The organism is Leucogemmata humicola (assembly GCF_055379415.1).
The window spans coordinates 1805981-1818681 of sequence record NZ_AP040875.1; the positions used below are offsets into that span (position 1 = coordinate 1805981).

Annotated in this window: 7 protein-coding genes; 4 read left to right on the forward strand and 3 right to left on the reverse strand. The window is 62.8% G+C overall.

What is annotated here, in order from left to right:
* Positions 1–104: 104 nt before the first annotated feature.
* From AC6H4Z_RS07435 to AC6H4Z_RS07450, 4 genes are all read left to right on the forward strand, one after another.
* Positions 105–1403 (forward strand): GGDEF domain-containing protein, encoded by a 1299-nt coding sequence (locus tag AC6H4Z_RS07435; protein ID WP_497546117.1) that lies wholly within the window; start codon positions 105–107, stop codon positions 1401–1403.
* Positions 1404–1434: 31 nt separating this feature from the next.
* Positions 1435–3735, forward strand: coding sequence for a lytic transglycosylase domain-containing protein (locus tag AC6H4Z_RS07440; protein WP_497546118.1), 2301 nt, complete (start codon positions 1435–1437; stop codon positions 3733–3735).
* Positions 3736–3854: 119 nt separating this feature from the next.
* Positions 3855–4103, forward strand: a complete 249-nt coding sequence (locus AC6H4Z_RS07445) for a four helix bundle protein (protein ID WP_497546119.1) — start codon at positions 3855–3857, stop codon at positions 4101–4103.
* A complete protein-coding gene (locus AC6H4Z_RS07450; protein WP_497547090.1) occupies positions 4061–4219 on the forward strand; it encodes a hypothetical protein in 159 nt (52 codons plus the stop codon). Before AC6H4Z_RS07445 ends, AC6H4Z_RS07450 begins: the two co-directional genes overlap by 43 nt.
* Before the next feature lie 132 nt (positions 4220–4351).
* Here the strand turns inward: AC6H4Z_RS07450 and AC6H4Z_RS07455 are convergent, their stop codons facing one another.
* From AC6H4Z_RS07455 to AC6H4Z_RS07465, 3 genes are all read right to left on the reverse strand, one after another.
* A complete protein-coding gene (locus tag AC6H4Z_RS07455) occupies positions 4352–7528 on the reverse strand; it encodes a peptidase S9 (protein WP_497546120.1) in 3177 nt (1058 codons plus the stop codon).
* A gap of 423 nt (positions 7529–7951) precedes the next feature.
* Positions 7952–9385, reverse strand: a complete 1434-nt coding sequence (locus tag AC6H4Z_RS07460) for a RagB/SusD family nutrient uptake outer membrane protein (protein WP_497546121.1) — start codon at positions 9383–9385, stop codon at positions 7952–7954.
* A 31-nt stretch (positions 9386–9416) separates the two neighbouring features.
* Positions 9417–12587: a SusC/RagA family TonB-linked outer membrane protein gene (locus tag AC6H4Z_RS07465; RefSeq protein ID WP_497546122.1), complete on the reverse strand. Its 3171-nt coding sequence runs from the start codon at positions 12585–12587 to the stop codon at positions 9417–9419.
* Between the last annotated feature and the right edge of the window lie 114 nt (positions 12588–12701).

Here is a 12701-nt window from a genome sequence, read left to right on the forward strand (position 1 = left end):
CGAGCGATGGTGGGCCTGGGCGTACGTCGCGTGACGAGTCGGGGGATTGGGCGTTTAGCTAGGTAAGGCTGATCGACCTCCTCCAGACCGGCGCCGACGCCGCAATGCAGCCTCACTCGCAAACCTTTCCCGTCCTCGCGTTCGTGGGTGTCGTCGTGCAGTTGGGCGGCGCTCTGATGCTGATTGCCCTGTTCCTGACGCTGCGCCGCTTCGTGTTGCGGCGCGCCTATTTCTCCGCCTGGGCGTCGGCGTGGGCATCCTTTGCCGTGGCGATCACGGCCCTCGTCATCCGCTACATCCTCGTTCCCGGCATTACCGGAACTCAGCTCGACGAGGGGGATTTCGCCACACGCTGCCTCTATCTCGTCTATCAGGCGAGCAAGGTGGTGGGCTTCGTCTTCTTCGTGCGCGGGACGGTGATCTATCTCGTCGGCACGACCGCCGGAATTCGAGCGACGCGCCACCTGTGGCTGTTTGGCGCCATTTTCGGAACCGTGTCGTCGATGCTCGTTCGCCGAGGGCTGAACGAGATGGTCGTGTGGCAGAGCGCCATTGCCTTCCCGGTGTTCGGTTACTGCGCGTGGACCATGCTCTCGCTGCCGCGACCGCGCAGAACGGCGGGAAGCACCGCGACGGGCGCTGCCTTCGGACTGCTCGCCGCGCTCTGGTGCGTGTACGGTGCGGTCTTCGTCGTAATCCTCCTCGACGGCCCTCGTCCGTTCGTCGACGCCTCGCTCTGGATCACCGCGTACAACTCGTACCTCGATCTCAGCGCCAACGTGCTGCTCGGCTACTCGATGATTCTGCTCCTCATGGAGGACGCGAAGCGAGAGGTCGACGACGCCCAGGCCGAGCTTCGATTGACACACGATCGTCTGCGACGCGACGCGCTGTACGACCCACTCACCGACTCGCTGAATCGTCGAGCGTTCGCCGAAGGCGTGGGCTTGGAAATGGTGCGCGCGACCTTCGGCACGGTGGTCATTGCCGATCTGGACAACCTGAAGCGGGCGAACGATCAGAACGGGCACGCGGTCGGCGACCAGCTCATTCGCCGCTGCGCCGACGTACTGCGCGGCGCGCTGCGTCCGTACGACAAGCTGTACCGTTGGGGCGGTGACGAGTTTCTCCTCGTGCTTCCCTCGGCGCACGCGTCCAACGTCCTTGGGAGGCTTCGCCACGCGATCGACACGGCCGAGCCAGCACGCACGGCGTCGGGTGAACCGATCGCCCTGCAGGTCAGCCTGGGGACCGCCGATTACGCGAGCTCGGAGCAGCTTTCCACGGCGATTGAGCGCGCCGATCGTGCGATGTACGTCGAGAAGGGGGCCCGTAAAGCCCACGCGCGTCGCGACAGCGGTGCCCTGAACCTCACGCCAGCCTCTTTGCGAGCGGTACGCTGAGCGGTACGGTTCCTGATCTTCTCGCTCCAGCATGAAGCGCTTTCTTCTGTGCGTCACAGCAGCCCTGCTCGCCTGCAATTCCTCGCACGAATCGAATGCGGGCGGAGAGGTCGCGTCGGTCGCTTTCGGGCAGGATCCGGCAGCGGGCGAAATAGCGCGTAGCGCACCCCTCAAGCAGGCGCAGGATGCGATCGACCAGGGACATCCCTGGCGGGCGACGCAGATCATGGCTCCCGTGCTTCGCGACAGCCGGCAACGCACGCCGGCCGCGCTGCTCGTTGCCGCGCGAGCAGCGGCTGGCTGGGGCGGCTGGCAGGAAGTCGAAAAGCTGATCGCCAAGGAGACCTGGCTCGACGCGTCGTTCGAGGGTGAAGGGCGCGAGCTTCTCGCGCGCTCGGCGCTCGAGCGTGGCGCGGACACCGCGGCGCGGCCACGTGCGACCGCCGCGCTTCGCGACGCAAAGAGCGACGGTGTGCGAGCGGTGCGACTCACTCTCCTCGCGCGTGCCTTCGAGCGAAACAACATGTTCGACAGCGCGGCCGCCGCATATGTGCGTGCAGCCGAGACGCTTCAGCCGGTGCGCGCATGGCTTTATTTGCGCGCCGCGGGCAGTGAGGTCGATTCCGCGGAACGCGCCAAACTCTTTGCGAAAGTCTCATTGGCTGCAGCGAAGCCGCGCGTCAATTGGACTGAAGCGCAAGCGCGTGAACGATTCAACGACGCGCTCGGCGCCGCGTCGCGCTACACGCGACTCGGCGCAACGGTGCAGGCGCTTCGTCTGCGACTTTCGGTCGCATCGGATACCGCGACGCGTGACGTCGTCAAGAACGAACTGCTTGCCGTGATCCGCGCACGTCCGAATACGGCTGATGCACGGAGCGCCGTGGACGTTCTCGATCGTGGCTTCACCTCGTTCTCCCCCGCCGAGGAGCTTGTGATTGGGCGCGGCACGTCGACGAATACACCAGCGCGCGCGGTCACCGCGTTCGCGCGCGCCATCACGGCACCGACGCTCATCACGCCGAGCGACCGTTTGCAGTACGCGCAGGCGTTGGCGCGTGTCGGTCGTTCTCGCGATGCGCTGGCGCAACTGCAGACGGTGCAAGGTCCACTCGCCGGGCAGGCCGCGTATCAGCGCGCGCGCGTGCTGCTCACGTCCGGGACGCGCGACGAAACGGTGGCTGCACTTCGCGCGACGGTTGCCGGATTTCCGTTGGATACGGCGTCAGCGGGTGCGGCGCTCTTTCTGCTCGCCGATCTCGCGACGGACGACGGGACCGACGATGTGGCGCGCGGAATGTATCAACAGCTCTACCGCGTGTATCCCACGAGCGCGCGTGCTGCAAACGCTCGCTTCAACGCGGCGATCATTGCGCTCGCGGGCGGAAACCCTGCGGCTGCTGCACAGGAGTTCGATTCGCTCAACACGCTGATGCCTCGGTCGGAGGAATCGCTCGCCGCGAGCTTCTGGAGCGGACGGGCGTGGGCTGATGCAGGCAATCAAGCGTTGGCGAAGGAACGGTGGCAGCGCGTGATGACGCAACAGCCGGTGTCCTACTACGCCTTCGCGAGCAGCAAGCGACTGGGCGATCGGGCGTGGTCTCCACAGAGCACTGCCGACTCGGTGCCGCGCATGCCTTCGGTGGACAGTGCCATCGCTCGAATTGTTTTACTCGAGCGGCTTGGCATGGACGTCGAAGCGCGTTTCGAGTACGACGCGCTCGACGAAGCAGCGAACGCATCGCCGCAACGTTTGTCGGCGACAGCGCATGCGCTGATCGATCATGGCCAGTCGTCGCGCGCGATTCGACTGGCGCAGAAACTGGTCGACACCGGGCACCGAGATCTGCGCACGTACCGTTTGCTCTTTCCGCTTCTGGATCGAGACGAGCTTGCGCTCGACGCAAAGACAAACGCGCTCGATCCAGTGCTCGTCGCGGCGGTGATTCGACAGGAATCGGCGTTCAATCCACGCGCCGTATCTGTAGCGGGAGCGCGCGGGCTGATGCAGGTGTTGCCATCAGTCGGCGAAGAGGTGTCGCGCGCGTTGACGTATCCGGTGTGGTATCCTGCCCTCCTGTTCGATCCGGACGCGAACCTGCAACTCGGCACGGCGCATCTCGCGGCGTTCATCAAACAACATGGCGCGGTGCCGCGTGTGCTCGCGGCGTACAATGCCGGTGGGTCACGCGTGACGCGCTGGGTCACGAAGGCGGGCGCGGCCGATCCGGAATTGTTCGCCGAGCGAATCCCGTTTGCGGAGACGAGAGACTACGTGCGGCTGGTGCAGCGGAATGCTGAAGTGTATCGGGAGTTGTACGATTGGAAATGAGGCGCTAGGGGCTAGGCGCTAGGCGCTAGGCGCTAGAGAAAAGGACTCGCGCTGCGCGCGTTTGGTTGTGATGGTGGGGCGTGTCTGGTTGATACTTGCTGACCAGCAGCGAGTACACCATGAGCGATTTCAGAAAGCTCGAGATCTGGCGGAGGGCTCGAGTCCTATCGAGGCGAGTGCATCTTCTCGTGCAGAAGCTGCCGTTGATCGAGCAGCGCCGGCGCGGCGATCAGTTGATACGGTCCGCGATTTCGATTCGCCACAACATCTCGGAAGGTCGGGGCGGGGAACGGCGAAGGAGTTTGCGCGCTTCCTTCGCATTTCCGTGGCGTCGGCCAATGAACTCGATGATGGTATCGAGGAATTGAGCGACGTCGGTTTGCTTCGCGATGAAGATCGCGATCTGATGGCTAAATCGCGCGAGATCGCGGCCATGATTGTCGCGTTTCGGGAAGTGGTGATAGCCCGGGGCGATCCTCCGTGAGGCTTCTTCGGCGGGGCTCCTCCGCGACCCGTAGTACCCGTCCACGCCCTTACAGAAAACGAAAAGCGCGGAGCAAAGCTCCGCGCCTTCCGAATCTCTAGCGCCCAGTGCCTAGCGCCCAGCGCCTCATACTTACCATCCCGGCGCCAGCTGGAAGCCCCACACCCAATTCTTCTGCGGGCGCTGGAACGGGTGCGCGAGGTACGCTTCCATGATCGCGTAGCCCATCAGGTTGAACCGGAACGAAAGACCGGTGCTGAACACTGGAATGCGATCAGCGCACGGATAGTACGCCTGTGCCTGAATCTGCTGCGGTGTTGTCGTCGACGTTGCCTGACACTTGGCCGGAATGTCGTTCGCCGATCGGGTAAAGCGGAAGTCGGGCGATTGATTGTTCGTGTACGACACACCGCCATCGAAGAAGGGCGAAACTTCCGTCGGCAGGAAGGGGAAGTTGATCAGACCAAAGCCCTCCGTGCCAAAGAGCGGAATGCGCAACTCGGCGTTGAACACCGCGGCCTTGCTGCCGAACAGACGCTGGAACGTCGGACATCCGACCTGCGCCGCGGCACTGCCGGGCGTCGTTCCGTTCACCTGACACTCGTCGTTGGAGAACGAGTTGTATCCGTAGCCGCGGATCATCGTTTCGTCGCCGAGGTAGATCGGCCACGTCGTGTTTGGATCTTCGGCGCCGCTGCCGTAGCGACCGAGCGAGATACCGCGGAACGCCGCCGTAAACGGGCGCATGAATATGTATCGACGATAATCAGCCAACGCGGTCTGATAGGTCACCGATCCGAATGTTGGCGTGACCTGAAGTCGATATCGCTCGCCCTGGACCGGCGATGTGAATGCAGAGAATGAGTTGTCGCCGACGAGCGCGATCGACGGCTCGGCGAACCACACGGGTTTGTACAGCGACGTGATCTTCTCGTCGCTCTGATCGACGATCGTGTTGCCGACGAACGTCGTCTTGAAGAGTTCTGTGTCGAAGCCGTAGTGCGTGATGTTGCCCGTAATCTCGAGTCGCTTCGTCGTCGAGAATGGATACTGGGTGAACGCCGACGCTTGGTCGATGTAGACGCGCTGTAGAATCTGGTTGATCGAATACGCCGCGACGGGGCCACCCGCCGAGCTGAGCGTGGTGTCTTGGAGATATACCTGCCCCGTCAGGTACGGTATGTGTTCGATTCCAGCGCCGTAATTCCAACGGTTCTTCATGTTGTAGTACTGCAGCGCGCCACCTATGTCCTTCACGCTTCCATTCGCTTGAATCGCGGCGAAGATCTGTCGATCACTCAACTGATCGCCAAAGATCATTGATACGCCGCCTGCGACGCCCGTTCCGAACGGTCCGCCTGCAACTACGCCGAGGCTCGGCTGGCCGATGGCGTCGAGTGAGAACGACGAGCGATATGGCTCGACGGCGAACTCATTGCCGCTCGGCAGTCCGGCGATGGGGTCTGCGAGGTAGCTCGTGACGAGGCTGCGCGTCACCTGTGGCGGCGGCAGCTGCGCACCTTCCCACGCCACCGATGGCGCGGCTACGGCCTCACCGACGGTCTGCGCCGCGTCGAAGCCACGGATTTCGTTGCCCTGATCGTAGAACGTCGAGAACAGCATCTTGCCAGTCTGACGCGACACGGAGAGCGAAGGCGAAATCGTCGTAATGCCGCTGACGCCCGTGGCAACCTTCGTGACGCGGAAGACCTGACCGCTTGCGAGGTTTAGCCGATAGATGTCAGGGAAGCCGTCCTGATCGGAGACGAAGAAGATTTCCTTGCCGTCGGGCGAGAACTGCGGATTGATGTGCTTGCCCTTGGCGAACGGCGAGAACACGCTGATGCGGCCCGTTGCCAGGTCATACGTCGCCAACTGCAGCGGCGAGAATTTGAGTGTATTGAAATCGGTCTGTGCGCCGCGATCCGTCGAGAACGCGATCGTCTTGCCGTCCGGCGACCACGTGGGCTGAATGTCGCCGTACCGATCGTTCGTCAGCTGACGAATCGTTTCGGCTTTCAGATCGAGCAAGTACAGATCGCTGATACCGCCGGCCTGTCCGGAGAAGGCGAGCGTGTGGCCATCGGGTGACCACGACACGCTGTTCACGGCGCCAATGCCTGGAAGCTTGATACGGCGTTCGACGTTCGTGCTCTTCGTGTTCAGGATCGCAATTTCGTTGGCGCCTTCAGCGTACACGACGAAGGCGAACTCGCTTCCGTCCGGCGACCAATCGCCCGCGGAATTGATGAAGCTGATGGCGTCGAAGTGCGGATCGCTCGACGGGCCACCGAGTTTCTTGATGATCTTCCCAGTCTGCGCATCGCCGACGAGCAGGTCGATACCGAAGAGGTTCTTCTTCGATGAGAAGAAGGCGAACAGCTTGCCGTCGGGGCTGATCGTTGGTGCAAGGTTGTAGTCGCCGCTGCGCGACAGACCAACGAGCTTGGTTCCGATGCTATCCGGATGCTGGCGGCCGGCCACCTGCGGCAGATACATGGCGCGGTTCGCGGCAGCCCAATCCTTCGACAGTGAGTCGCTGTTCTCACCGAGCACGCGCACGAGTGCGGCGTCCCAACCGAGACGGAGCGCCGAGCGGTAGACGTCGACGATTGCGCGATCACCCCAGCGTCCGCCGACGTACGCCCAGAGCGCCTGACCGTATCGATACGGGAAGAAGCGCGGGTCCATCGTCAGCTGCTTGATGGTCGGGAACTTGTTGCGCATCACCGCGTCGCGCATCCACATCGCCGTCAGTGGATCCTCGCGGCCGAGCGAGAAGTACTCGGCCATACCTTCGATGAGCCACAGCGGGAGCGCGTCGAGGCGCATCAGACCGCCGCCGGGGGTTCCCTCGGCGATGTTGTATTGAAAGACGTGTACGAGCTCGTGGCCGAGCACGTGATCGTTGTCCGAGTAGATGCCGGTGAACGGCATGATCACGCGGGTCCGGTTCGACTCGGTGACACCGCCCGTGCCTTCTTCGAGCTGCTCACCAATGACGTTCGTCTGTTCGAAGTCCGGGTGATCGGCGTAGAAGACGAGCGACTTGCGATCGAACGCGTGTCGGAAGGTGTCCGAGTGACGCGAATACCAGCGTTCCGCCATGCGCGCCGCGTCGTGGACGATCAGCGATTCCGGCGGATAGAAGAAGTTGTCGAAGTGGTCCGACTTGAGGACCTTCCACGGAAAGGTCTCGTACTGGACCTTGTTCCGGCCGAAGTACTCCTGGGCCTTGGCTGGAGTGAACGCAACGAGCGCTGCGAGCGGCACGATGGCCGCAGCCCAGCGCATGCGAAGTCGGGTCATGTAAGGTCCCCGCGGAGCGATCCGCAGCAAAGAGTCTTTCCGAGATCCAAGCGGGTGGTCCACTCGGGGTTTTGCCCTCGCACGGGGGCGCAAGGGACGTGCCCCATCCAATTCCACCGGATCTCGCCGAGACCGGCGCAAGTCCCAACGCGCCAACTCCCGGGTGCTGCAACTTCAATGTTATGAATACCAAAGAAGGACTATCCGATCCCCCATCCCGTCAAGATGCTGCCCGGGTCGCTTGGCCTATCGCTTCAAGCGGTCCTGCCTTCATCTGGGCGATTTCTTTGTAGACACTTCACGTGCAAAGTGCCCCGGTGAGCGGGATCGACCGTCGCTGTTAGGAAAAAGAAAAGGGGAGGCGGAAGACCGCCCCCCCTTTCCGTCTCTCGGTGGGCCGAAGCCCGACCGAGTGCCCCAATCCTACGCCTTGCGATCGATGCAGGCGGTGAAGTTCGGATTGCCATTCTGCTCGTCGGTCGTGACCGGCAGCTGGAGATCTCCGGCGAAGTTGCCACCCTTGTAGTGCTGGCCAATCGGGTAGCCGCCGGTGTTGGAACCGTCCGCCGCGCGACCGTAGTCGCGAATGAGCCGGCGGAGGTCACCCAACCGGAAACCACGGCTGAACGTCCAGAACGCCTTCTCGCGGAACAGCAGGTTGACGCGACTGTCCGTCGTGCCTGGATCGGTCAACGCCGGAAGAACCGGCACCGTCCAACCCGCGTGTGTGCCCGTGGAGCTCGGGCTCGAGACGGTGATGACCTGCGTCGACGCCCGCAGCCCGTTCAGGAACGACATCATTCCAGCCGGGTTACCCGCCTGGAGCGCGGCTTCCGCCTCGATCAGGCGTGCATCGATGCCGGCAGCGACGGCGACTGCCGTCGACGGACCCCAGAGACTGTCGACCTGGATGACGAACGTACCGCCATCCTGCGACTTCGTGGTGTCCTTGCCGTTCGTGCCGATCTTGTAGTGCGCCGGAACTCGACGATCGTTCGCCGAGAAGAACGGAATCGCATTCTTGACGAGGATGCTTCGACCATTCCCCTGGACGCTATCGCCGACGGTGTAGCGGTTCTGGCTCGTCGCCTGGTCCCACAGGGTGTTGGTGCTGGTCAACGATGCCGTGACGTCGTACCGGAACGTCGTCGGGATCGCCGTCACGAGAGCGGCGGCGGCCGGGGCGTTGCTCAGACCGAGGCCGAGCAGCGCACGTGCCTTACCGATACGCGCCGCACGGTTGACCTGAAGGCTTGCCGCGTCGGTGCCATTGCTCAGTGCCATTGCCGAATCGAACGAGGCGCTGGCGACAGTGAACACATCCTTCACCGGCAGTGGCTTGCCGAGCGTCGCCGTCTCGCTGGCGCCGTCGCTGAGCGGGATGCCGTTGCAGAAGTCAGACGCCAACTGCAGTTCGGCGAATCCACGAGCGAAATACATCTCGCCGATGTCGGCCGCCGGCTGCGCCTTGTACGTGTTCAGCAGGGCGATGGCCTGGTTTGCCGATGTGCGTACGCGATACAGCTGACGCAACGTCGAATTGACCGTGGCGTTGTTCAACTGGATCTGACGCTGGTCGGTTTCGTCGTTCTGAACGAACGTCGAGCTCGTGGCCCACTCGTCGACCAGAAGGCCGCCAAACAGCCAGGAGCTTTCGCCGTCGGCCGTTGCCGTGCGAAGACGCGACAACGCGCCGTTACGAACTGCCGTCGCGCCTGCGGCCGACTGCACCGCCGACGGATCGATGATCGACGGGTTGACCGCGTCGAGCAGGTTGTCCTTGAGCGTATCGCACGCCGCCAGACTGACGAGGGCCGCGATAGTCAGAGACGCGGTGACCGCTCGGCCACTTCTCATTTGCAATCTCATATCAGTGGTTGGCGAAGGGTCAGAAGTTGAAGTTCAGGCGGAATTGGAAAATCGTCGGCTGCGCGAACGTCTGGAACTCGCTCGGTGCATCGCTGCCGCCAGTTGCTGTGTAATCGCTTTCCGGATCGCTGCCGCGGTAGTTCGTCCACTTCTTGATGTTACGAGCGGCGAACACCAGGCTGCCACCATGCGCACGCGTGTGCGAGAGCAGCGCCTGCGGGATCTCGAACGTGACGGTCGCTTCGCGCCACTTCACGAAGGCGCCCGGCTGCATGTACCCGTCGAGCGTCTTTTCCGGTGCGAAGATCGCCGCAACGTCCATTGCTTGCTCTTCGAGCGACGCGGCGGGGTTGAACAGACCGTTGCAATTCGGGCGCGTGCAGCGGATGCGCTCCGTGTTGTTGTAGTAGCGGTTGCCACCGCGCCAGTCGAACAGGTTCTGGATGCGGATCTTGTGATTGAACAGGTCGATGCCCGACGTGAACGACGTCAGGTAGCGCGGCTCCGCGTAGCCGCGGAAGGTGCCGACGCCGAGAACCGACTTCAGGCCAGTCTTCGGATCAGTCGCCCAAACGGTGTCGGAGACGATCTTGACCTCGTCGACCGTGAGGATGCCGTCGCCGTTCTTGTCGGCGTAACCGACGATCGGCTTGGCCCAGATGCCGCTGATCGGATAGCCGGGAACGATCCAGTTCGAGACGCCGATCTGCGGCGCGGTCGAACCAAGGCTCACGACCTTGTTGGCGTTCATCGACGTCGTGAGGTGGAAGTCGAGTCCGAGCGCGCGGCGATCGAGCAACTGTCCGCCGACGGTGACTTCCAGGCCTGCGTTCTTGATCGAACCGAGGTTCGTGTTCTGACGGGTTGCGCCGGAACCGAGGGACGGAGCGATGATGGCGCTGATCAGTGCGTCGTGCGTCACGCGCGAGTAGTACGTCACGTCGAGCTGCACGCGGTTGTCGAACAGCTTTGAGTTGAAGCCGGTTTCCCATTCCGTCGAGCGTTCCGGCTTGAGGCTGTCGTTACCGATCGCCGTGAACGTTTCGATCGGCGTGTCCGTGTTCTTGATGCTCGCCGAGTTCGCCGAGTACGTGCGGAGCGCGTCCGTCGGGCCAGGCTGAACGCCGGAGGCACCGTTCGCGAGACGCAGCTGCAGGTTGCTGATCGCGCGGAAGATGCTCGAGCGCGGGAAGAAGTCTTCGTCCGAGATGACCCACGAAAGGCTCGCCTTCGGATAGTACACGCGTTGGAACTTCGTACCGAACGCGCTGTTCTGGTCGGTGCGGACGGCGGCCGTGAGGTACAAACGATCGCGCAACGCAGCCGACTGTTCGACGAAGATGCCCCACGTCTTCTGGATCGTGAAGCCTTCCGACGCCGACGCGACTGCGCCAGCGCTGGCGGTCACGGCACCCGGCGGCAACGTCGTACCGCCCGCGCTGTTCTGGTCGAGACGGTAGTTGTTGTACTGCGTGCCGACCGTGGTCTTGAGGTTCAGCCAGTTGAAGTGCGACGGATTGTAGTTCGCCGTGGCGCCGAGGTCGGCCGAGAGGTTCGTGATGTTCGTACGGGCGTTGAACGCCTGTCCGTCACGATACGTCGCCGTGAGCGGCCAGCCTTCGCCGTTCATATGGAGGCGCGTGTCGTTACGATCGGCGAAGTCGGTACCGAGGTTCGCGCGCGTCTGCAACCAGCTCGTCGGACGCCAGTTGAGGTTCGACGACAGCACCATGCGGTTGACGTTCTGCTGGAGCTTTTCGGCCCAGATCTGACCGGGCGTTCCAGCGCGATAACCGACGAGCGAATCCGTCAGACCGCTAATGAGACCATTGTTACGGTAGCCTGGGCCGCCGAACGCCTGCGAACCGATGCCGACCGTGTTGTTCGACTCGTTGCTGGTCAGCGCTTCGATCGTGCTGTAGCCAAAGTTGATGGCGGCGTCGAACTGCGGATTGACCTGGGCGCTGATGTTCGCGCGGAAGTTGTTCAGGAGACGGCTATTCGGACGCTCCTGCCACGGGTGAATCGTGATGCCGAGCGAGTCGAAACGATTGCGCTCGTAGTCGTCGAGCTTGAACACGCCGACTTCGTTGTCGCGGCCACCAGACATGAAGTAGCGAATCGTTTCCGTTCCACCGTTCACCTGGATACCACCAGCCTGACGATTGCCGAGGCCGAGCGGGGTGACCGTCGGATCCTTGATCGGGCTGTAGACGCGAAGGCTGTCGTAGCCCTTGGTGCCGTCGCTCTTCACGCAGGTGCCGAGGGAAACCATGACGAGGTTGCACTGGCCCGAGAGGACCAGCTTCGCCTTCGTCGTCGGGTTCATGCCGGCGAGCGTGTAGTTGTCGGCGTACCAGTTACGGTCGTCGAGGATACCGCCCTCGCCGTAGACCGTCCACTTGGACGAGCCGGCGCGGCCCTTCTTGGTCGTGATGACGACGACGCCGTTCGCGGCGTCGGTGCCGTACAACGTTGCGGCCGACGGTCCCTTGACGATTTCGATATTCTCGATGTCTTCTGGGCTGATGTCGCCGAGGCGGCTGAAGTCCGCACCACCGTTACCGAACGAGGTCGAGCCGTTGTTCGAGCTCATACGAATTCCGTCAATGACGAAAATCGGTTCGTTCGAAAGGCTGATGCTGCTCACGCCGCGCACGCGAATGCGCTGTCCGGCGCCCGTCTGCGTTCCCTGCTGCACCATGACGCCCGGGACGCGCGAATTCAGCACGTCGGAGATGGTACGCACCGGTGCGGTCTCGGTGAGCTTGGAAACGGTCAGGTTTTCAATGGCGTTTCCAACTTCCACGCGGCGCTGTTCACCGGTGGCGGTGGTGACGACTTCCTGAAGCTGAACGACCGTCGCGCTCATCGCGAAGTCGAGCGTTGCTTTCTGGCCGTCGAGAATGCGAACGGACTTCTTCTGCTCCTGATAGCCGACGCGAATCACACGGATCTCGGCCGTACCGGCCGGGATGCCAGGGATCGAGTATTTGCCGTCTGGTCCAGTGGAGCCGACGCGGCTCGTTCCAAGAATCAGGATTCGAGCTTCCTGAAGTGGGGTCCCACCGGGCTGCGTCGTCACAGTTCCGGTAAGCGTACCTTGCGCGCCAGCAACGGCGGCAGCGACCGTCAGCAATGCAGTTGATACTGCAAAACTGGCGAGGCGGCGAAGCCTCTTCGATGTCATCGTACTCGCCTCCCTAAGGGAAGTGGGGGGGAAAAGCTCGGGTCCAAACACTCCGGCTTTGGCGCCGCGTGGGAGCAGGCGGCGCGCGTGTAACATGCGACCGGGGGGAAGGGA